The 21910-nt window shown below is 74.2% G+C and carries 17 protein-coding genes; 12 read left to right on the top strand and 5 right to left on the bottom strand.

Translation table 11 applies throughout. From position 1 onward, the window contains the following. Window positions 1-60: 60 nt before the first annotated feature. Window positions 61-2304: a prolyl oligopeptidase family serine peptidase gene (locus ACWGKI_RS17245; RefSeq protein ID WP_452188604.1), complete on the bottom strand. Its 2244-nt coding sequence runs from the start codon at window positions 2302-2304 to the stop codon at window positions 61-63. A gap of 157 nt (window positions 2305-2461) precedes the next feature. On the opposite strand from ACWGKI_RS17245, the gene ACWGKI_RS17240 reads away from it, so the two are divergent. The 5 genes from ACWGKI_RS17240 to ACWGKI_RS17220 are packed head-to-tail and all read left to right on the top strand — an operon-like array spanning window position 2462 to window position 6622. Then, a complete protein-coding gene (locus tag ACWGKI_RS17240) occupies window positions 2462-3949 on the top strand; it encodes a hypothetical protein (protein ID WP_452188602.1) in 1488 nt (495 codons plus the stop codon). After that, window positions 3946-4389 carry a roadblock/LC7 domain-containing protein gene (locus ACWGKI_RS17235; protein ID WP_380244543.1) on the top strand — a complete coding sequence of 148 codons (444 nt, stop codon included), beginning with the start codon at window positions 3946-3948 and terminating at the stop codon, window positions 4387-4389. The genes ACWGKI_RS17240 and ACWGKI_RS17235 overlap by 4 nt, the downstream gene beginning before the upstream one ends. Before the next feature lie 10 nt (window positions 4390-4399). Further along, window positions 4400-4762: a DUF742 domain-containing protein gene (locus ACWGKI_RS17230; protein WP_452188600.1), complete on the top strand. Its 363-nt coding sequence runs from the start codon at window positions 4400-4402 to the stop codon at window positions 4760-4762. 16 nt (window positions 4763-4778) lie between these two features. After that, a complete protein-coding gene (locus tag ACWGKI_RS17225) occupies window positions 4779-5396 on the top strand; it encodes a GTP-binding protein (RefSeq protein WP_452188598.1) in 618 nt (205 codons plus the stop codon). Continuing rightward, on the top strand, window positions 5393-6622 hold the full coding sequence (locus ACWGKI_RS17220) for a hypothetical protein (protein ID WP_452188596.1): 1230 nt from the start codon (window positions 5393-5395) through the stop codon (window positions 6620-6622). Before ACWGKI_RS17225 ends, ACWGKI_RS17220 begins: the two co-directional genes overlap by 4 nt. A 48-nt stretch (window positions 6623-6670) precedes the next feature. On the opposite strand, the gene ACWGKI_RS17215 is transcribed toward ACWGKI_RS17220, so the two are convergent. Beyond that, window positions 6671-8167: a flavin-containing monooxygenase gene (locus ACWGKI_RS17215; protein ID WP_452188594.1), complete on the bottom strand. Its 1497-nt coding sequence runs from the start codon at window positions 8165-8167 to the stop codon at window positions 6671-6673. A gap of 143 nt (window positions 8168-8310) precedes the next feature. Here ACWGKI_RS17215 and ligA point away from each other — a divergent pair, with 143 nt between their 5' ends. Next, window positions 8311-10716, top strand: coding sequence for an NAD-dependent DNA ligase LigA (gene ligA, locus ACWGKI_RS17210; RefSeq protein WP_452188592.1), 2406 nt, complete (start codon window positions 8311-8313; stop codon window positions 10714-10716). A gap of 612 nt (window positions 10717-11328) precedes the next feature. After that, the gene (locus ACWGKI_RS17205; RefSeq protein WP_452188590.1) at window positions 11329-12444 is read left to right on the top strand and encodes a hypothetical protein; all 1116 of its coding nucleotides are present in this window, start codon (window positions 11329-11331) and stop codon (window positions 12442-12444) included. Between the two features lie 31 nt (window positions 12445-12475). Here ACWGKI_RS17205 and ACWGKI_RS17200 read toward each other — a convergent pair whose 3' ends face one another. Then, on the bottom strand, window positions 12476-13360 hold the full coding sequence (locus ACWGKI_RS17200; protein ID WP_452188588.1) for a dihydrodipicolinate synthase family protein: 885 nt from the start codon (window positions 13358-13360) through the stop codon (window positions 12476-12478). 25 nt (window positions 13361-13385) lie between these two features. Continuing rightward, window positions 13386-14567, bottom strand: a complete 1182-nt coding sequence (locus ACWGKI_RS17195) for an ROK family protein (protein ID WP_452188586.1) — start codon at window positions 14565-14567, stop codon at window positions 13386-13388. A gap of 76 nt (window positions 14568-14643) precedes the next feature. Here ACWGKI_RS17195 and ACWGKI_RS17190 point away from each other — a divergent pair, with 76 nt between their 5' ends. From ACWGKI_RS17190 to ACWGKI_RS17170, 5 genes are all read left to right on the top strand, one after another. Next, complete coding sequence (locus tag ACWGKI_RS17190; protein WP_452188584.1) at window positions 14644-16194, top strand: sugar ABC transporter ATP-binding protein; 1551 nt, start codon at window positions 14644-14646, stop codon at window positions 16192-16194. Next, window positions 16191-17195: an ABC transporter permease gene (locus tag ACWGKI_RS17185; protein WP_452188582.1), complete on the top strand. Its 1005-nt coding sequence runs from the start codon at window positions 16191-16193 to the stop codon at window positions 17193-17195. The genes ACWGKI_RS17190 and ACWGKI_RS17185 overlap by 4 nt, the downstream gene beginning before the upstream one ends. Before the next feature lie 127 nt (window positions 17196-17322). After that, the gene (locus ACWGKI_RS17180) at window positions 17323-18390 is read left to right on the top strand and encodes a substrate-binding domain-containing protein (RefSeq protein WP_380244966.1); all 1068 of its coding nucleotides are present in this window, start codon (window positions 17323-17325) and stop codon (window positions 18388-18390) included. Between the two features lie 85 nt (window positions 18391-18475). Continuing rightward, the gene (locus tag ACWGKI_RS17175) at window positions 18476-19669 is read left to right on the top strand and encodes a Gfo/Idh/MocA family protein (RefSeq protein WP_452188579.1); all 1194 of its coding nucleotides are present in this window, start codon (window positions 18476-18478) and stop codon (window positions 19667-19669) included. 113 nt (window positions 19670-19782) lie between these two features. Continuing rightward, window positions 19783-20784, top strand: coding sequence for a sugar phosphate isomerase/epimerase family protein (locus ACWGKI_RS17170; RefSeq protein WP_380244968.1), 1002 nt, complete (start codon window positions 19783-19785; stop codon window positions 20782-20784). Between the two features lie 75 nt (window positions 20785-20859). On the opposite strand, the gene ACWGKI_RS17165 is transcribed toward ACWGKI_RS17170, so the two are convergent. Then, window positions 20860-21528 carry a GNAT family N-acetyltransferase gene (locus ACWGKI_RS17165; protein ID WP_452188577.1) on the bottom strand — a complete coding sequence of 223 codons (669 nt, stop codon included), beginning with the start codon at window positions 21526-21528 and terminating at the stop codon, window positions 20860-20862. Window positions 21529-21910: the final 382 nt, after the last annotated feature.

The following is a 21910-nucleotide window of genomic DNA, read 5'->3' as shown; positions in this document are numbered from 1 at the left end:
GGCGAGAATTGCGTCCGCAATTCTCGCCGTTTTCGTACCCACAACGTCAGCGGGTGCGGGTCAGGCGAGGCGCTCGCGCAGGAAGGTCCAGGCGAGCGCGGACATGTGCGCGGCCTGCGCGTTGTTCGCCGCGCCGCCGTGCCCGCCCTCGACGTTCTCGTAGGACGTGACGTCGGCGCCCGCCGCGAGCATGAGGGCGGCCAGCTTGCGCGCGTGCCCCGGGTGCACGCGGTCGTCCTTGGTCGACGTCGTGAACAGCACGGGCGGGTAGTCCCGGGCCGCGTCGAACAGGTGGTACGGCGAGAAGGTGCGCACGAACTCCCAGTCCTCGGTGTCCGGGTCGCCGTACTCGGCCATCCAGGACGCGCCGGCGAGCAGGTGGGAGTAGCGCTTCATGTCCAGCAGGGGCACCTGGACGACGACGGCGCCGAACAGGTCGGGGTACTGGGTGAGCATGTTGCCCGCCAGCAGCCCGCCGTTGGAGCCGCCCTGCACCCCGAGGTGCGCGGGGGTCGTGATGCCCCGGGCCACGAGGTCCCGTGCGACGGCGGCGAAGTCCTCGTACGCCTTGTGCCGCTTGTCCCGCAGGGCGGCCTGGTGCCATGCGGGGCCGTACTCGCCGCCGCCGCGGATGTTCGCAACCACGTACACGCCGCCGTCCGCGAGCCACGCCCGCCCCACCGTGCCGGAGTACCCCGGCAGCAGCGGGATCTCGAAGCCGCCGTACCCGTACAGCAGGGTGGGCGCGGTGCCGGGGGTGCTCGGGTCGGCGGGCCGCACCAGCTCCTCGCGGCCGACGACGAAGTACGGGACGCGCGTGCCGTCGTCGGAGGTGGCGAAGTGCTGGTCCGCCACCATGCCGGTGGCGTCGAAGTACGCGGGCGCGGCCTTGAGGGGCTCGGGCACGGCCGGCACGACCGACGCCGCCGCCGGCCCGGTGACGGTCGTGACGGCGAGCGTGGACGGCGTGAGGTAGCCGGTCGTCGTGACCCAGACGTCGTCGCTGTCGACGGCGTCGACGGCGCGCACCCCGACGGTCAGCAGCCCGCCGCCGAGCGCCAGCTCCGAGCGGGTCCAGGCGGCGCCGGGTGCCGCGTCCGCCGGGGGCGTGAGCACGTGCACGGCGTTCTTCACGTCGTCGAGGACGTTCACCACGAGGTGGTGGCGCGTCCACGCCGCGCCGACCAGCGAGGTGGACGGCGTCGGCGCGAACAGGACCGTGAGGTCGCGGGCGCCGGCGAGGAACGCGTCGGCGGGCGCGGCGAGCAGGGAGCCTGCCGCGTAGGTGCGCTCCGCACGCCCCGCGGCCTCGTCGGCCGGCACGGTCCAGTCGTCGCGCAGCTCGACCAGCAGCCACTCGCGGTGGAAGCCGACCTCGGCGGACTCCGGGACGTCGACCTTCACCAGCCGCTGCGCGGGGGTCCCGACGGACTCGACGAGGTACGTCTCGGACTGGTAGAACGCGATCGACCGGCTCACGACGTCCCGCTCGAAGCCGGGGGTACGCGACCGTCGCGCGGAGATGTACATGTCGTCGTCGGTGCCCTCGTACACGACCACCGCGTCGTCCAGCGCGGTCCCGCGGCGCCAGAGCTTGGCGATCCGCGGGTAGCCGGACGGCGTCGTCGTCCCCGGCCCGAAGTCGGTGAACACGTACACCGTGTCCTCGTCGGCCCACGCGAGGCCGCCCTTCGCGCCGGTGCGACCGTCGGCCCGCGCGGTGTCGCGCTCGAAGCCGCCCTCGGCGGCCGGCACGAAGCGCTTGGCGACGAGGTCGAACTCGCGCGTCACGTCGGCGTCGGAGCCCCCGGGGGAGAGGTCCACCAGGGCGCGGCGCCACGGCTCGCCCGCGGCGAGCTGCGACGGCGTCGGGCGCAGCAGCGAGGCGCCGTGCCACACCCAGCTCTCGCCCTCGGCGGCGGCGAGCGCGTCGAGGTCGAGGACCGTCTCCCACTCGGGCGCGTCGGTCCGGTAGGAGTCGGGCGTGGTGCGCCGCCACAGCCCGCGCTCGTGCGCGGCGTCCCGCCAGAAGTTGTACAGGTGGTCACCGATCCGGGAGACGTCGGGGATCCGCTCGTCGGAGTCGAGCACCTCGCGGACCGCGGTCTGCGTGGCCTCGAACCCGGGCGCGGAGCCGACGGTCGCGTGCGCGTGGTCGTTGCGCTCGCGCACCCAGGACAGCGCGGCCTCGCCCTCGACGTCCTCCAGCCACGCGAACGGGTCCGGGGCGGCCGGGTCCAGGGGCGTGTCCAAGGACGTGTCCGACGGGGTGGGCGGGGCGGTCGCGGTGCGCTCGGCGGTCATGCTCGGCACCCTAGCCGCCGCCCGCCGAGGAACCCGCCGCACCGGCGGCACGGCCTCTTTCACCCGCGAGGGGCCCGTGGTAGAAACTCCTGGTCAGAGCAGTAAATCCCGTATGGACGTTCCGAGAGACCCGTCCCTTTCCACCCCCGGGGGTGTGGTGAGCACGACGACCTTTGCCGGCACGCGCGCGACACGCGCAGCGGCCTCGCTCTGCGCTGCGGCAGCTGCCGTGTGCGCGCTGGCCGGGCCGGCGCTCGCCGACCGGCTGTCCCGCGCCGAGGCCTGGGCGCTGGCCGGCGCCGGGGCGCTCCTCGTCGTCGTCGCCGCTGCGCTGCTCACGCGGGCCGCCCGAGGCGCCGAGACGGCGTGGCGGGGCGTGCGGGAGGAGCGGGTCGCCCAGTCCGACGCGCTGGCCGCGGCGACCCGTGGGCTCCAGGAGGCGGCGGCTCAGCAGACCCGGGACCGCGCGGCCCGCACCGACGAGCGCGCGGCGGTGGAGACCGCCGTCGTCGCGCTGGGCCGCAAGGTGCAGGCGTCGGCCCACCGCATCCAGGAGGAGGCGGCGCGCGCGGTGCAGCGCCACTCGGCCGACCCCGACGTCCTGCAGACCGCCATGCGGATCGACCACGCCGCCGCCCAGCACGCGCGGCAGGCGCAGAACCTCGTCGCGCTCTGCGGCCGCCGCCCCGGGCAGACCTGGGACGACCCGCTCCCGCTGCCCGACGTCGTCCGGGCCGCCGCAGGCCGCATCACCGCCTTCGCACGGGTCGAGGTGTCCGGCGACCCGGGGCTGGCCGTCCTCGGCCGCGCGGTCGAGCCGGTCGTGCACGTCGTCGCCGAGCTGCTCGCGAACGCGACGCAGTGCTCCCCGCCGAACACCCAGGTGCTGGTCGCGGTCCGGCAGGTGCAGCGCGGCGCCGTCATCGAGGTGGACGACTGCGGCGTCGGCATGGTGACCCGCGAGCTGGAGCGCGTGCGCGCGATCGCGTCCGGCGCGCAGCCCGTCGGCATCGCGGACCTCGGCGAGGTCCCGCAGACTGGCCTCGCCGTCGTCGGGTCGTACGCTCGCGCGTTCGGCCTGCGCGTCGACCTGATGGAGTCCGTGTACGGCGGCCTGCGTGCCGTCGTCATGGTGCCCGGCGACCTGACCACCGCGGCGGCTACCGCCCCCGAGGCGCTGGCGCCGAGCGTCGACGACGCCTGGCCCGAGCGGCCGCGCGAGACGGTGCCAGCAACGCCCGCAGCGCCCGCATCACCCGCGGCGCCCGCCGTGCCTGGGCCGTCCGCCCCGGGCGAGCCCTCCCAGGCTGCGGGCGCGGTCGAGCAGCCGATGTCGTCCGCCGCCGCGCCGCCCGTCCTGCCGCAGCGCCGCTCGCGCCGCGGCGACGCCGCCACCGGCGCCCAGCACGCGGTGGCTCCCGCCGCGCGGCCGGCGGCCCCCGACCAGACGGCGGAGGAGGCCGGCGCGTGGCTCGGCGCGTTCTTCTCCGGCAGTGCCGCGGACGACCCCGCGCCCGTGCCCACCGCGACCGTCCACGACACCACCGTGCATGACACCACCGTGCACGACACCCACGCCCACGACCCCCTCGCCCACGACACCCTGCCGGCCGGCGTGCCGGACGGGACACCGGAGGACTCATGACGACCCAGACCACCGGCACGACGCCGCTCCCGGCCGCGCACCCGGACAGCTGGATGCTCGACCTCGTGGCGGGCGTGCGCGGGGTGCGGCACGCCGTCGTGCTCAGCTCCGACGGCCTCGTGAAGGTCCGCACCGACGTCACCGAGCCGGACACGGCGGACAAGGTCGCGGCGGCCTGCGCGGGCCTCGTCGCGCTCGGGACGAGCATGGGGCGCGAGTTCGGCGCCGGCGACCGGCTGCGCCAGGTGCTCGTCGAGTTCGAGGGCGGGTTCCTGTTCGTGCGGGGCGCGGGGGACGGGTCGCGCCTGGCCGTCGTGACCGACGCCGCCGTCGACCCGGGGCTCGTGGCCCAGCAGATGCAGGCCCAGGTGCTCATGATCGGCGAGCGCGCGCTCGGCACCGACGTGCTGCGCCCCGCCGAGCCCGCGACCGAGCGCTGAGGGGGACCCGATGCCCATCGCCCCCGCGGACGGCTTCCACGACCACCCGGTGCGCTCCTACGTCCTGACGGGCGGTCGCGCGCACCCCAGCCGCAACACGCTGCGGCCCGAGACCCTGCTGTGCGCCGTGGACGACGGCCGCGAGCTGCCCCGCGGGGCGGGCCGGCACGAGCGTGCCCTCCTCGCCACCTGCCGCGGGGCGCTCTCGTTGGCCGAGCTCGCCGCGTACCTGCGCCTGCCCACGAGCCTCGTCGCCGTGCTGGCCTCCGACCTGCTCGACGCCGGCTACCTGGCGGTCCGCTCGGCCGCGCCGCAGGACCACCCGCGCCTCGACCTGCTGGAGGAGGTCCTCGATGGGCTCCGGCGCTTCTGAGCCAGTGGATGTGGCGGTGCGGGCCCCATTGCAGGCGCCCGCGGAGGTGGACGCGGCGGCGCTGCACCTCGCCCCCACGGTGGAGCGGTCGGTCAAGGTGCTGGTCGTGGGCGCGTACGGCGTCGGCAAGACGACGCTCATCGGCGCGGTGAGCGAGATCCCCGTGCTCAGCACGGAGGAGACGATCACCGCCGCGAGCGTGGGCGTCGACCCGCGGCTCGGCGCGAAGACGACGACCACGGTGGCGATGGACTTCGGCCGCGTGACCGTGGGCGGGTCGACGGCGCTCTACCTGTTCGGGACGCCGGGGCAGAAGCGGTTCTGGGACCTGTGGGCCGGGCTGGCGGACGGCGCGGTCGGCGCGCTGGTCGTCGTGGACACGAACCGGCTGGAGGACAGCTTCGAGGTGCTGGACCAGCTGGAGGAGCACACGGCGCTGCCCGTCGCGGTCGTGGTCAACGAGTTCCCCGGCGCGCCCCAGCACTCCACGGAGGCCGTGCGCAGCGCCCTCGACCTGGCGCCCGGGACCCCGGTGGTGTCGGGCGACCTGCGCGAGCGCCGGCAAGCGGTGGAGGCGCTCAAGGCGCTCGTCGCGCACGCCGTGCGGCTCGCGGGCGGGAGCGCGGCCGCGTGAGCCTCACCGGCGCCGTGCGCGTCGTGGCGCTGGAGGAGGTCGCGGACCGGCCGCTGCTGGCCGACCTGGCGGGCGCCCCCGACCCGGCCCGCCAGTACGAGGCCCTGCGCTCGCGGTGGGGCTCCCTCGCCCCGGTGGACCTCGAGCCCGGCGTCCCGGCGTGGCTCGCGCTGGGGCACGCCGAGGTGGCCGCGGTGCTGCGCAACGAGGCCCTGTTCACGCGTGACTCGCGGCGGTGGCGCTACGAGGCGGAGCGCAAGGTGGCCTGGCGCTCGCCCACGCGGGCGGTCCTCGCGCAGCGCGACAGCGCGCACGACCGCGACGGCGCGGAGCATCGCCGCCTGCGCACGCCCCTGGCCGATGCCCTCGACGCCGTCGAGGAGAAGCGTGTCGTGCGGACCGTCGACGTGGCCTGCACCTCGGTCCTGGACCGGCTGGCCGCGCGGGGCAGCGCCGACATGGTCGCCGAGTACGCCGTGGACGTGCCCGTGCGGGTGCTCGCGGACCTGCTGGGCATGACCCTCGCCGACGCGCGCCGCCTGCACCAGCTCACGGTCACCCAGCGGTCGGGCACGGCGGACGCGTACGAGGCGTCCACGGAGGCGGAGGACCTGCTCGCGGGCTTCGTCGCAGCGCGGCGGGCCGAGCCGAGCGACGACCTCACGTCGGCGCTGCTCGCGCACCCTGCGCACGCGAACGACCTCGAGGTGATGGGCGCGGTCGGCCTCGTGTTCGCCACGGCCCACGACGCCGAGATCGCGTGGATCGCCACGGCGCTGCAGCGGCTGCTCGCGGACCCGGGCTTCGCGGCCCGGCTGCACGGCGGCCGGATCTCGCTCGACGACGCCCTCGACGAGGTCGCCCGGGACGCGCCACCGCTGCCGCACCTGCGCCCCCGCTACGCGCTCGCGGACTGCGAGCTGGGCGGGCAGGCGATCGCGGCCGGGGACGCCGTCGTGCCCGCCGTGGCCGCGGCCAACGCGGACCGCGCCGTGCGGGCGGCCGACCCGTGGGAGCAGGTCGACGCGCGCTTCCACCTCACGTGGGGCACCGGGGCGCACGCCTGCCCCGCGCACCGCACCGCCCCGCTGATCACGCGGACCGTCGTGGGCCACTTCCTGGCTCGGGTGACCGACATGGAGCTGGCCGTCGCGCCCGAGGACGTCGTACCGGTGCGCTCGGCGTGGGTGCGCCACCCGCGCGAGCTCCCGGTCCGCTTCGTCTGACGGCTCGGGAGTCGTCGGACGCCTCGGCCGGGGGCCCGCGCGGGCCGGTCAGGCGGTCTGCCCGACCCGCCGCCGGAGCTTCTCGGTCACGTGCCGGTACGCCTTCGGGTCCACGGGCAGCAGCCACTGGGCGGCGCGGGTGGGGGCGGGCAGCCGCAGGTCGAGGTCGTCCAGCATCTCGTCGATCTGGTGCAGCGAGAACGGGATGACGTTGGTGCCGCGGGCGTGCTTGCCCTCGGTGCGCTTCTCCATCCAGTCCACGCGGTTCGCCACGTGCTCGCGCCGGACCCGGACGGGTGGCACCCGCACCGCGCCGGCCAGGTGGCCCGCGGTCCACAGCGCGGCGATCTCGGCCGACAGCGGGCTGAACAGGGACGAGTTGTACCCGGCGAACGTCAGGTGCGGCACGTCGTGGGGCAGCACCTGCCGGTAGAGCTGGAAGTTGCCGCGGTCGTCGAGCAGCCGCGCCTGCAGGTCGTCGTCGAGGAACGGCACGCGCTGGTGGAAGCCGGTGCCGCACACGACGAGGTCCGCGGGCACGGTCGTGCCGTCGTCCAGCACGGCGACCGGGGCGCCGTCGTCGTCCGTCCCGAGCCGCTCGACCTCGGTGTCGCGGTGCACGCGGATCGCGCCGTCGGCGACCTGGTCGAAGAAGCCGTCGGTGGCGAGCGACACGGTCGACCGGGCGATGTCGGCGAACTCGCCGCGGGGCACGAGGCCGAGCTCGGTGAGGTGCAGCTGCTTGGTGGAGACGGCACCGACGCTCGACAGCATGGACTTCCGCACGCCGTCGCCGGGGCCGTGCAGGAACTTCTCCATGCCGCCCGACAGCGTCTGGTAGCGGAACAGGCCCTCGCCCATCCGGGTCAGCAGCAGGTACTTGTAGTTGAGCGCGTTGCCGAGCTTCTTCGGCAGCTTCCACAACAGGTGCCGCGCGACCACGTGCGTGCTGGCCGCGACCCGGCCCAGCTCGGCAGCGACGTCGCAGGCGGACTTGCCGTACCCGACCACGACCACGTGCTTGCCGCGCGCGTCCTCGAGCGACGTGAGCTGGCTGGCCGCCACGACCTTGCCGCCGGCGCGCAGGAGCTGGGCCAGCCCCTCGAAGCGGGGGATCACGGGGTCGGAGAAGATGCCGTTCGCGACGACGACGTGGTCGAACGGCTCCGGGTCGCCCACGGCGTCGCCCGCGCGGCGCGCGGTGACGAGCCAGCCGTCCTCGGCCGCGGTGAGCTCGGCGCGCACCACCTCGGTGGACAGGCGCAGCGTGCTCCGCAGGTCGTGCAGGTCGACGTACCGCTCCAGGTAGGCCTGCACCTGCTCGCCGCTGGGCCACTCGGGGTAGTCCTTCGGCATCGGCAGGTCGGAGAACGCGTACGAGCCCTTGTTGTTCTGGGTGGTGAGCCCGGAGTAGCGGCGGCTGGCGCTCCAGACGCCGCCGACGTCGGGGGTCTTGTCGAACACGGACACGTCGTGCCCGAACTCGCGGAGCACCTTGGCACTGGCCAGGCCGGCGAAGCCGGCGCCGACGACGGCGATCTTCATGAGCGTCCTTGTGGTCGGTCGAGAGGGGCCAAATCGCCAGAATCGTAGCGGTTCGGACAGCGGTCCGACAGGTCTTCCCGCAGGTCGGGCGGCTCGGCAGCCTCGGCACGGCCGGTGTCGGCGGCACGCGGCAAGATGGGCCCGTGACCGACACCGCACCCGACACCGTGCCTGACGCCGTGCCCGACGAGGCGGACGCCCAGCGTCGCTGGGCGGAGCTCGTCGCCCTGGTCGAGGAGGACCAGCGCGCCTACTACGAGGACGACGCCCCCCGGGTGTCCGACGCCGAGTACGACGCGCGGATGCACGAGCTGCAGGCCATCGAGGCCGCGCACCCGGCCCTCGCCACCCCGGAGTCCCCGACGCAGCGGGTGGGCGGCGCGGCCGCCGGCGGTTTCGCGACGGTCGAGCACGTCGAGCGCATGCTGAGCCTCGACAACGTGTTCTCCGTGGAGGAGCTGCGGGCGTGGGACGCCCGCGTGGCCCGCGACCTGGGGGCGGACCGCGTCGGCTACCTGTCCGAGGTGAAGATCGACGGCCTCGCGATCGCCCTGCTCTACGAGAAGGGGCGGCTCGTGCGCGCCGCGACCCGCGGGGACGGCCGCACGGGCGAGGACGTGACGCAGAACGCCCTGCGGATCGCCGACATCCCGCGCCGGCTGGACGGCGACGGGCACCCCGACCTGGTCGAGGTCCGCGGCGAGGTCTTCATCCCCGTCGCGGCGTTCGCCCGCCTCAACGAGCTGCAGGCCGAGCTGCGCGACCGGGTCGTCGCGGAGAGCCGTGAGCGGCACGGCGGCCGGGCCACCGCGGCGCGCCCGTTCGACGAGGAGCGCGCCCGGGTCGCCGCGCTCCGTCGCTTCCCGCAGTTCGCCAACCCGCGCAACGCCGCGGCCGGCGGCCTGCGGCAGCTGCTCGACAAGAAGGAGGGCATGGAGCTCGAGGCCGGGCTCGCCCGCGTGGAGTCCCTGCGGCTGTACGTGCACGGCGTCGGCGCGCTGCAGTGGACGGCCGGGGAGCACACCGAGCTGTCCCGGCAGTCGGAGGCGTACGAGCACTTCGCACGGTGGGGCCTGCCGGTCTCCCCCCACAACCGGGTCGTCGAGGGCGTGGACGGCGTCGTCGAGATGATCGAGCACTTCGGCGCCCACCGCCACGACATCGAGCACGAGCTGGACGGCATCGTCGTCAAGGTGGACGCCCTCTCCGACCAGCGGCGCCTGGGCGCCACCAGCCGGGCACCCCGCTGGGCCATCGCCTACAAGTACCCGCCGGAAGAGGTCACCACCCGCCTCCTGGCCATCCAGGTGGGGGTCGGCCGGACCGGCCGTGCCACGCCCTACGCCGTCATGGAACCGGTCCTGGTGGCCGGCTCCACGGTGCGGCAGGCGACGCTGCACAACCAGGACGTCGTGCGCGCCAAGGGCGTGCGGGTCGGCGACATGGTCGTCCTGCGCAAGGCGGGCGACGTCATCCCGGAGATCCTCGGCCCGGTCACCGCGCTGGCCGACGACGGCTACCCGCGCGAGGACTTCGTCATGCCCGCCGAGTGCCCCGAGTGCGGCACGCCGCTGCGGCCGATGAAGGAGGGCGACGTCGACCTGCGCTGCCCCAACGCCGAGACGTGCCCGGCACAGGTGCGCGGGCGGGTGGAGCACATCGGCTCGCGCGGCGGGCTGGACGTCGAGGCGCTGGGCGAGGTGACGGCGTCGGCGCTCACGCAGCCGGAGGTCCCGGAGGTGCCGCCCCTGCGCACCGAGGCCGGCCTGTTCGACCTCACGCTGGAGCAGCTGCTGCCGATCGAGGTCGTGGTGCGCGACGCCGAGACCGGCCTGCCGAAGGTGGACGACGACGGCGTCGCGCGCCGTCGCACGCCGTTCCGCAAGAAGGTCACGCACAGCCGCTCGCGCCGCGCCGAGGCAGAGGCCGCGGGGGAGAGCCTGCCGGAGTTCGAGCCCACGGCCGCGGCCACCAAGCTCCTCGAGGAGCTGGAGCTGGCCAAGACCAAGGACCTGTGGCGCATCCTCGTCAGCCTCAACATCCGTCACGTCGGCCCCGTGGCCGCCCGGGCGCTCGCGGGCTGGTTCGGGTCGCTCGACGCGGTCCGTGCCGCGTCTCGCGAGGAGCTGGCCGCCGTCGAGGGCGTCGGCCCGATCATCGCGGACGCGCTGCTGGCCTGGTTCGACGTGGAGTGGCACCGGGAGATCGTCGACCGCTGGCAGGCGGCGGGCGTGCGCACCTGGATCCCCGACCACCCGGGCCCTGCGGCGATGGCGGCGCAGGCGGACGAGGGGCCGACCGGGCCCCTCGCCGGCCTGACGGTCGTGGTCACGGGGTCTCTGGAGGGCTACAGCCGGGACGGCGCCAAGGAGGCGATCCTCGCCGCCGGCGGCAAGGCTGCGGGGTCGGTCTCGAAGAAGACGGACTACGTCGTCGTGGGCGAGAACGCGGGGTCGAAGGCGGCCAAGGCGGAGGAGCTCGGCCTGCCGATCCTCGACGAGGACGCGTTCACGCGCCTGCTCCAGGAAGGCCCGGCGGCGCTGGGCTAACCCGGGCGCCCGCGCCCGATGTCGTCGTCCACGTCCACCACCATGGCGGACGTGCGACGATCCGAGCCATGCCCGCCTGTCGCTCTCGTTGGCTTGCCATGCATTGCGCGGCCTCACACATGAAAGCGGGACCTGACGCGCCCTTGCGAGATCTGCAAGATGGGCACTGTCCGTCGCGTCGCCATGAGCTCACCGCCTAATGTGCAGGCACCAAGAGGGGCGGCAAGGTCGCGTCGATCCAGAGTGACTCCGAGGAGCGTCTGTGCCGCCAACGCAGGACGCCTGCACTGTCCGGGCGCCGTTCGCAACGTGAGGGAGAGGCGGACCGCAGTATGGAGATCCTCCCGTGGCACATATTCACGCTGGTCATCGTCGTCGTGATGGTGGGTGGGATCGCCTCTGCGGTGGCCAGGCATCGCGACAGGAAATAGGGCTACGCACGGTAGAGGCGACTTTCTTTGTCGCTTCGTGTTCCGAGTTGTCCCCGATGGCGACCCGGACCTCGGTGGCGACTCGCGATGACGACGATTTGCTGAGCTGGGCCGGTGCCGAAACATGGAGGCACTGCGGACGCCCCAGAGGACGGCTGACGCCCGCGGCTACGATGCGCGGGTGCCGGACACTCTCGCCTCGAACCCGTTCTCCTCGTCGGACCTGTCCCTGCGCGGTGCGCACTTCGTCGGTTCGGTGAACCTGCCGACCGCGCGCGACACGCTGCGGACGGTCGCGTCGCACCTGGGCGAGCACGTCCGCCGCATCCCCGACGGCGAGGTGGGCGAGCGGTTCCACTGGATCTTGTTCCAAGGCGCGCGGTTCGAGGCCGTCGCCGGCCTGACCCGCCTGGGTGACGAGCCCGTCGTCGTCGCCGGGTTCGACGTGCGGCCGCACGTGCTCGACGGCTCGGTGCCGGCCGACGAGCTGCGGTTCGGACCCCTCGGCTACGCCCAGGCGGCCGTCGCGTCGTACGCCGACTTCGTCGCTCTGCGCGCCGAGGGCGTGATCGCGCCGGGCACGCGCTTCCAGGTGTGTCTCCCGTCGCCCCTCGCGGCGGTGACGACGTTCGTCGCGCCCGCCGACCGCGCCGCGGTGCACCCGGTGTACGGGGCGGCGCTCGTGCGCGAGCTGGCGGAAATCTGCTCGGCGATCCCGGCCGAGGACCTCGCCGTCCAGGTGGACCTCGCCACCGAGTTCGCGTTCGTGGAGGGCGCGAACCTCGGCGGCGGCGCCGCGCGCGCCTGGTTCGACCGGGGTGCGGGCGGGGACGAGGACGTCATCGAGGGCTGCGCCCGCCGCGCGGCGCGGTTCGCGGCGCACGTCCCGCCCGCGGTGCAGCTGGGCTTCCACCTCTGCTACGGAGACGTTGCCGAGAAGCACTTCGTCGAGCCGGCGGACACGGCCCACCTGGTCGCCATGGCGAACGCGCTGGTCGCTGCCGTGCCGCGGCCTCTCACGTGGGTGCACCTGCCCGTGCCGATCGACCGGGACGACGTCGCGTACGTCGCCCCGCTCGCGGACCTCGCGCTCGACGACGCCACCGAGCTCTACCTCGGGGTGCTGCACCACGAGGACGGGGTCGAGGGCGCGGGCCGCCGGCTCGCGGCCGCCGCGCAGGTGCTCGGCGGCCGCCAGGTCGGGGTGGCGACGGAGTGCGGCTTCGGCCGCGGCCCGAGCGAGCGCACCGCTGCGCTCCTGGACCTGCACGTCGACGTGCTCGAGCGCTCGGCCTGACACCGCCGGCCACGGGCGGTGTCGGGGCAGGTCAGGGCCGCCGGGAGACGACGGCGCGCAGGGCCGCCTCGTCGGCGGCCGTGAGCGGCACGAGCGCGTCGCGCGGGGGCGCGGTCGGCGTGCCGAGCAGGTCGGCCAGGACGTGCAGGGCCGCGACCGGGCGGCCGGTCGCCGCCACCGCACGTGCCACGTCGAGCAGCCACCCCCGCGCGGCGGCTGCGTCGTCGCGCCCGGCGACGCGGTCCCGCCGGACGGCGACGTACTCGGCGGGCGCGAGGGCGGCGAGGCCGGTGTGCCAGGCGTCGGCCGGCTCGGCGGCGTCGAGCATGGCGGGGTCACCGCTGAGCCCGACGGCGACCTCGGGCGCGGCGGCGCGGAGCTCGGCCACCCGCCCCCCGGGGCGGGCGGGCAGCGACGCCGGGTCCTTCACTGCGACGACGGACCCGTCGGCGGCGAGCGCGCCGAGCAGCGCGGGGGAGACGTCGATCCCGAGCTGCAGCGGCTTGTTGTAGAAGCAGACCGGCGCGCCGCCCGTCGCCGCGGCGACGCGGGCGTAGAGCGCCCGCACCTCCGCGTCGTCCAGCGGGATGTACGCGAACGGCGGCAGCACCAAGCCGTCGGCGCCGGCCGCGACCGCCGCCCGCGCACGCACCGCCACGCGGTGCGCCGAGCCGTCGGCGACGCCGACGTGGACCGGCGAACCGCCGGCGGCGGCGACGGCGACGCGGACCACGGCGTCGCGTTCGGCGTCGTCGAACGACACTCCCGCGCCGGACGTCGCGAGGACGACGACGCCGTCCACCCCGGCGTCGACCGCTCGGCCCACCAGCCGGCCCAGGGCGTCGAGGTCGACGGCTCCGCCGTCGTCGAGCGGGGTGACGGGGTAGGCGAGAAGCCCGGTGAACGCCGAGGTCATGGGCGGCATCGTACGGAGGCGGCGGTCAGGACGTGCGCGCGTCCACCGCCTCGACCGACAGGGCGTGGTCGGACGCCATGGCGGCGGCTCCGAGCACCCCGGCCTGCGCGCCGGTGCGGGCGACGGCGATCCGCAGGTGCTGGGTGGCCAGCGGCAGGGACCGCCGGTAGACGACCTCCCGGATCCCGGCGAGCAGGTCCTCGCCCGCCTCGGCGAGGATGCCGCCGAGCACGATGACCGACGGGTTGAGCAGGCTGACCGTCGCGGCGAGCACGCTGCCGATCTCGCGCCCGGCCTGCCGCACCGCCTGCGCGGCGGTGACGTCGCCGCCGCGCACGAGCGCGACGACGTCCGCCGGCCCGGTGACCTCCAGGCCGGCGGCGCCCAGGCGCGTGGCGAGGGCCTGCCCGCTGGCGATCGCCTCGAGACAGCCGACGTTGCCGCACCGGCACACGACGTCCTCGGCGCCCGGCACGGCGACGTGCCCGACGTCGCCGGCAGCCCCCTGGGCGCCCCGGCGCAGGGCGCCGTCGGCGATGATGCCGGCACCGATGCCGGTGGCGACCTTGACGAGGATGAGGTCGGAGACCTCGGGCCAGGCGATGCGGTGCTCGCCGAGCGCCATGATGTTCACGTCGTTGTCGACCAGGACGGGCGCGTCGAACCGTGCACGCAGGATCCCGGGGACGTCGGCGTCGTCCCAGCCGGGCATGATCGGCGGGTTGTTGGGGTGCCCCGTGGCGTGCTCGACCGGCCCGGGCAGGCCGACGCCCACGCCGGCGAGGTCACCGACGGAGCGGCCCGCCGTCTCGAGCAGCTTGCGCCCGGTCTCCGCGACCCAGTCGAGCACCGGCTGGGGTCCGTCGGCGATGGCGAGCGGCGCGTCGAGCTCGGCGAGCACCGCGGACGCGAGGTCGGTGACGGCGAGCCGGGCGTGGGTCGCCCCGAGGTCGACGCCCAGCACGACCTGCGACGACGGGTTGAACGCGAACGTGACGGGCGGGCGGCCGCCGGTGGAGGTGGCCTCGCCGGCGGGCGCGATGAGACCGGTCGCCATGAGGGCGTCGATGCGCCCCGCGACGGTGGACCGCGCCTGTCCGGTCAGGGTCGCGAGCTCGGCCCGCGTGCGAGCCCGGCCGTCGCGCAGGAGCTGGAACATCTCGCCGGCCCCGGTGGTCCGTGGCCCGGCCGCTGCACCTTCCGTCATAGCCCTAGTCAATCACGATCGGATAACTCTCACCTTTTGCTTGACGCTCGACAGAAGTGGTTCTAGGTTCGGTCCTATGGTCGATGTGGACCGCGACGACGCGGCACCGCCGGAGGGCAGCGACGCCCCCGCCCCGCTGCTGCGCATGGAGGGGATCGTCAAGCACTTCCCCGGTGCCCGGGCGCTCGACGGGGTGGACCTCGACGTCCTGCCCGGCGAGGTCCACTGCCTGCTCGGCCAGAACGGCGCCGGGAAGTCCACGCTCATCAAGGTCCTCGCGGGAGCGCACCAACCCACCGCCGGCAGCATCGTGCTCGACGGCGCGGAGATCGCCATCCCGCACCCGGTCGCGGCGCTGCAGCACGGGATCGCGACGATCTACCAGGAGCTGGACGTCGTGGACGGGCTCACCGTCGCGGAGAACATCTTCCTGGGCCACGAGCTCGACCGAGGCGGGTTCACCCAGCGGCGCGAGGCCGTGCGGCGCACGCGCGAGCTGCTGGCGCGCCTCGGCCACCGAGAGATCTCGCCCTCCACCGAGGTGGGCCGGCTGTCGGCCGCCGGCAAGCAGGTGGTCTCCATGGCCCGGGCGCTGTCCCACGACGCCCGGGTCATCGTCATGGACGAGCCCTCCGCCGTCCTCGACGCGGGCGAGGTGCAGAACCTCTTCCGGGTCGTGCGCGACCTCACCGCCCAAGGGGTGGCCGTCGTCTACATCTCCCACCGCATGGAGGAGATCCGCCAGATCGGGCACCGCATCACCGTGCTCAAGGACGGCCGCACCGTGGGCCGTGACCTGCCGGCGACCACCCCGACGGCCGAGCTCATCCGGCTCATGACCGGCCGCACCGTCGAGTACGCGTTCCCGGCGCGACCCGGCGTCCCCGCCGACGCGCCCGTCGTGCTCGACGTCGAGGGCCTCACCCTCGGCACCACCTTCGAGGACGTGTCCTTCCAGGTGCGGGCGGGGGAGATCGTGGGCCTCGCCGGGCTCGTCGGCGCCGGACGGTCCGAGATCCTCGAGACCCTCTACGGCGCCCGGCGGCGCACCGCCGGCAGCGTCCGCGTCCACGGACGCCGGCTGCGGGCCGGCGCGGTCGACGCCGCCGTGGCCGCGAGCGTGGGGCTGTGCCCCGAGGAGCGCAAGAGCCAGGGGCTCGTGCTCGACGAGCCGGTCTACAAGAACATCACCCTGTCGGCCTTCGCCCGGATCGCCCGCGGGGGATGGCTCGACGAGCGCGCGGAACGCGCGGCAGCACGCGAGCAGGTCGCCGCCCTGGACCTCCGCCCCACGGACGTCGACCGCGCCGCCCGCACGCTGTCCGGCGGGAACCAGCAGAAGGCCCTGCTGGGGCGGTGGCTGGTGCACGGCTGCGACGTGCTGCTCCTGGACGAGCCCACGCGCGGCGTCGACGTCGGCGCCCGCTCCGAGCTGTACGCCCTGGTGCGGCGGCTCGCGGACGCCGGCACGGCGGTGGTCGTCGTCTCCAGCGAGATCCCGGAGGTCCTGGGGCTCGCCGACCACGTGCTCGTGGTCTCCGAAGGCCGCGTCGTGCACCGGGCACCGGCGCAGGACATCGACGAGCACCGCGTGCTCGACCTCGTGATGGAAGGAACCGCCGCATGAGCACCCAGGTCGACGCGCCGCCCGCCGAGGGCGCGCGGTCCTCGTGGTTGTCCGGCCCCGCCGGGCGCACCGTCGGGCTCGTGGTGGCCCTCGCCCTCCTCGCCGTCGTCGGCGTGATCACGGGCGGGGAGCGGTTCGCCAGCTTCGACAACGTCATGACGATCCTGCGGCTCGCCGCGGTGACCGGCGTCCTGGCCATCGGGATGACGTTCGTCATCACCGCGGGCGGGATCGACCTGTCGGTCGGGTCCGTGCTGGGTCTCGCGACCGTGTGGGCCAGCACGCTCGCCACGCAGACCATGGCCGACGACCTCCACTGGACCGTCATGGTGCTCACGGCGCTCGCGGTGGGCGCGGCGGCGGGGGTCGTCAACGGGGTGATCATCGCCTACGGCAAGGTCGTGGCGTTCATCGCCACCCTCGCGATGATGATCGCCGCCCGCGGCCTCGCGGAGATGATCTCCGGCCGCCAGACGCAGGTCGTCAAGGTCGACGGCTTCCTCGACTTCTTCCGCGCCGACCTCGTGGGCGTGCCGGTCCTGGTGTGGCTGTTCGTCGTCGTCGCGGTCGCGGGCTGGTTCCTGTTCAACCGCACCACGTTCGGCCGCCGCACCGTCGCCGTCGGCGGCAACGCCGAGGCGTCCCGCCTCGCCGGCATCAAGGTGCAGCGTCACCTGCTGTACGTGTACGCGCTGTCGGGACTGACCGCCGGGATCGCCGGCGTGATGATGCTGGCGCGCACCACGGCGGGCACCTCGACCAACGGCCTGTACTACGAGCTCGACGTGATCGCGGCCGTGGTCGTCGGCGGCACGCTGCTGGTCGGCGGGCGCGGCACGATCCTCGGCACCGTCATCGGCGTCCTCATCTTCTCCATGCTCACCAACGTCTTCACGATCAACAACCTGTCCATCTCCGCCCAGAACGTCGCCAAGGGCGCGATCATCGTGATCGCCGTGCTGCTCCAGCAGCGCTTCGCCAAGCGCTCGACGTCGACGTGACGCCCGGGACCACGACCACCGTCGCCTGAGCACCCCGCACGATCCAGCACCACCCCAGCACCACCCCTGCACCACCCCGCACCGGGCCACCCGCCCGGCAGGGCCGGACCGAATCGAGGATGATCACATGTCCGCACGCACCGAGCTGGGACGCACCGCCCGCCGTCGGCGCACCCTCGCGCTGACCGCCGTCGCCACCACCGCCGTGCTGCTCGCCGCCGGCTGCACCAGCAACGAGCCGCCGGAGGAGGAGACCTCGGCCGCACCGCAGGCTGCGGCCGGGAGCAACGACGAGCCGGGGGAGAAGGTCGTCATCGGCTTCTCCGCCCCGGCCGCCGACCACGGCTGGATGGGCGCCATCACCAAGGCCGCCGTCGACACGGCCGACCAGTACGAGGACGTCGAGCTGCAGCAGGCCGAGGCCACCAACGACGTCAACGTCCAGATCAGCCAGATCGAGCAGTTCATCAACGACAAGGTGGACGCCATCGTCCTCCTGCCGTTCGACGGCGCCGCCCTCACCGAGGTCGCCACCAAGGCGATGGACGCCGGCATCCCCGTCATCAACGTCGACCGGGAGTTCTCCAGCCCGTTCGCGGCCCGCGCCACGGTGCTCGGCGACAACTACGGGATGGGCGTGAGCGCCGGCACGTACATCTGCGACCAGCTCGGCGACAAGCCCGACGCCGTGGTGGCCGAGATCGCCGGCATCGACTCCCTGCCCCTCACGCAGGACCGCAGCAAGGGCTTCAAGGACGCGCTGGCCGACTGCAACCTCGACGTCGACGCCCGGGTCGCCGCGGACTTCACCGTCCAGGGCGGCGAGACGGCGACGTCCAACCTGCTGCAGGCGCAGCCGAAGATCGACGCCATCTGGAACCACGACGACGACCAGGGCGTCGGCGTCCTGGCCGCCATCGAGAACGCGGGCCGTGACGAGTTCTTCATGGTCGGCGGGGCGGGCTCGCTCGACGTCATGGAGCACATCAAGGCCGGCGACTCGGTGCTGCAGGCCACCGTCGTCTACCCGTCCACCCAGGCGGCCGACGGCATCAAGCTGGCCCGCATGGTGGTGCAGAACAAGAACATGGGCGACCTGGTCTCCGCGGGCGTCCCGCGCACCACCCAGCTCTACGCGCCCGTGGTCACGAAGGACAACGTCGACCAGTACATGTCGATCGGGTTCCGGTCCTGACCGAACAGACCGAACAGACCGACCAGATCGACCGGACCGGGACGATCCGCACCACCGCACCGCGCGACGAGGAGGAGGGCGCTCGATGAGCGAGCACGCCACGGCAGGGGACAGGCCGACGCTGGGCGTCGGGATGGTCGGGTACGCGTTCATGGGAGCCGCGCACTCCCACGCGTGGCGCACCGCCCCGCGGTTCTTCGACCTCCCGCTCACCCCGCGGTTGCGGGTCGTGGCAGGCCGCGACGCCCGAGCCGTCGGGGCCGCGGCGGACCGGCTCGGCTGGGACACCGCCGTCACGGACTGGCGCGAGCTGGTCGCGCGGGACGACGTCGACCTCGTCGACATCTGCACCCCGGGCGACACGCACGCCGAGATCGCCGTCGCGGCGCTCGCGGCGGGCAAGCACGTGCTGTGCGAGAAGCCGCTCGCCAACTCGGTGGCAGAGGCGGAGGAGATGGTCCGGGCGGCCGAGGCAGCCGCCGAGCACGGCGTGCACGCGGCGGTGGGCTTCACCTACCGCCGCGTGCCGGCGATCCAGCTCGCCCGGCGCCTGGTCGAGCAGGGCCGGATCGGCGAGGTCCGGCACGTGCGGGCCCAGTACCTGCAGGACTGGCTGACCGATCCGGCCGCGCCGTTGTCCTGGCGCCTCGACAAGGAGAAGGCGGGCTCGGGGGCGCTGGGCGACATCGGCGCGCACGTCGTGGACCTCGCGCAGTTCGTCACCGGGGAGCGGCTGGTCGGCGTGGCCGGGATGCTCGAGACGTTCGTGCGCGAGCGTCCCGTGCCGGCGTCGTTCTCCGGCCTGACGGGCGAGGCGGGGGAGGGCACCGGCCCCGTGACGGTGGACGACGCCGCCGTCTTCTTCGGCCGGCTCTCGGGCGGAGGTCTGGCGAGCTTCGAGGCGACCCGCTACGCCGGCGGGCGCAAGAACGCCATCCGGCTCGAGGTCAACGGCACGCGCGGCTCGGTCGCCTTCGACTTCGAGGACATGAACCTGCTGCACTTCTTCGACGCGGCGGACGACGCGGAGGTGGCGGGCTTCCGCCGCATCGTCGTCACCGAGCCCGAGCACCCGTACGGCGGCCACTGGTGGCCTGCCGGGCACGGGCTGGGCTACGAGCACGCCTTCACCCACCAGGTCGTGGACCTCGTCGGCGACCTCGCGGCCGGGCGGCAGCCGACCCCGTCGTTCGCGGACGGGCTCGCGGTGCAGCGCGTGCTCGACGCCGTCGCCCGCAGCTCCGACAAGGGGAGCGGCTGGGTCGAGCTGCCGGCCTAGCCGCCGCCCGTCCCGTCCTGCGCACGCCCCCCGTCATCACCAGTCACCACCAGTCACCACGACTCACCGTCCGCCACCACCCCACCGCCGAGCTCGACGAGGAGATGCGCACCATGGCACGACCGATCACCCTGTTCACGGGCCAGTGGGCCGACCTGCCGCTGGAGGAGGTGGCGCGGCTCGCGTCGGGATGGGGCTACGACGGCCTCGAGCTGGCGTGCTGGGGCGACCACCTCGACCCGTGGCGCTGGGACGACGACGCGTACGTGCAGTCCCGGCTGGACCTGCTGGAGCGCCACGGGCTGAAGGTGTACGCCATCTCGAACCACCTCAAGGGGCAGGCGGTGTGCGACGACCCCATCGACGAGCGTCACCGCGACATCCTGCCGGACGTCGTGTGGGGCGACGGCGACCCGGAGGGGGTGCGGCAGCGCGCCGCGGAGGAGATGAAGCACACCGCCCGGCTGGCCGCGCGGCTCGGCGTCGACACGGTCGTGGGCTTCACGGGGTCGTCGATCTGGAAGTACGTGGCGATGTTCCCGCCGGCGTCGGAGGCGATGGTGGAGGCGGGCTACCAGGACTTCGCGGACCGGTGGAACCCGATCCTCGACGTCTTCGACGAGGTGGGCGTGCGTTTCGCGCACGAGGTGCACCCGAGCGAGATCGCCTACGACTACTGGACCACCGTCCGCACGCTCGAGGCCATCGGGCACCGGACGGCCTTCGGCCTCAATTGGGACCCGTCGCACATGGTCTGGCAGGACCTCGACCCCGTGAGCTTCCTCTGGGACTTCAAGGACCGCATCTATCACGTGGACTGCAAGGACACGAAGAAGCGGATGGGCAACGGCCGCAACGGCCGCCTGTCGTCGCACCTGCCCTGGGCGGACCCGCGGCGCGGCTGGGACTTCATCTCCACCGGCCACGGCGACGTCCCCTGGGAGGACGCGTTCCGGATGCTCAACACCATCGGGTACGCCGGGCCGATCTCGATCGAGTGGGAGGACGCCGGCATGGACCGCCTGGTCGGCGCTCCCGAGGCGCTCGACCTCGTGCGCCGGCTCGCCTTCGACGCGCCGGAGGCGGCGTTCGACGCGGCCTTCTCGCAGCGCTGACTCGTCAGTCCGCGCACGGCCTTCCTCCGAGCGCGGACAGACCGGTCCGTCGCGCTGCGTGGGGCGCGCGACGTCTCAGGAGGGGCGGTGCAGCATGACGACGTCGTCGTGCTGCACGCCGCCGACGTCGTAGGTCCGGCGGCCCGCCACCTCGAAGCCGTGCTTGCGGTAGAACGCCTGGGCCCGCACGTTCTCCCCGTTGGTGCCTAGCCACAGCGGGGCGCTGACCCCGGCAGCGGCGGCGAGCCGAGCGCTCGCCGCGACCGCCCCGTCCAGGAGGTGCGCCGCGACGCCCCCGCCGAGCGCGTCGGGGTGCACGTAGATCTTGGACAGCTCCGCGTAGGGGCCCTCGCCCGCCGCGGCACGCAGCACCGCGCGCTCCTCGGCGCCGTCGGGCTCGCCGAACGCGACCAGCGCGTAGCCCAGCAGCGTGGGGACGCCCTCGACCGCCGAGCTCTCCGCCGCCCCGTCCGATCCGGCGGCCGCGCCGGCGACCGTTCCGTCCACCGTGCCGTCGACCGCGACCAGGAGGGCGTGCCGGTCCGACGTCGCCCAGGCCAGGAAGTCGGCCGGCGTGAGGTGGGCGGCGACGTGCGCGGCCATGGTCGCGACCGGCGTCCCGGGCGGGCACGCGAGCGGGAACGTCAGCGCCGCGAGCCAGGCGACGTGCGCCGCCTCTCCGGGCTGAGCGGGACGGACGAGGACGGGCGCGGGGCGCACGAGGGCGGTCGGCGTGGAGGTCACCGAAGGATTCTCGCGCGGACCGGACGGGTGTGCGCCGCGTCACCGCGGACGGAGTTGGCCGGGTGCCAGGGAGCGTGTAATGTTCTACGACGTCAGCCCGACAGGGAGACGGACACCGAAGAGCATGACCGGGAGACCGGAGCTCAGGTGGCCGACCGGGGCTGGAACTCACACCGAGGAATGGGATAGCATTCGTGCGCCCCGGACGTCGTTCGTGGGGCTTTCCGATCGAGATCGGACCGTCCACCACCTGGAAAACAGGCGGTTGGAACGGCCGAAAAGATCTGGTAAGTTTGAGGGGTTGCCCCGGCGGGGCTGGAACGGAAAAGGTTCTGGTCTTGTGGGTGTGCGTCGGTTGTTTGAGAACTCAACAGTGTGTTTG

The organism is Isoptericola sp. NPDC055881 (assembly GCF_053615895.1).
Note: the sequence above shows the minus strand (reverse complement) of the source record. Positions and strands in the feature narration are given on the sequence as shown.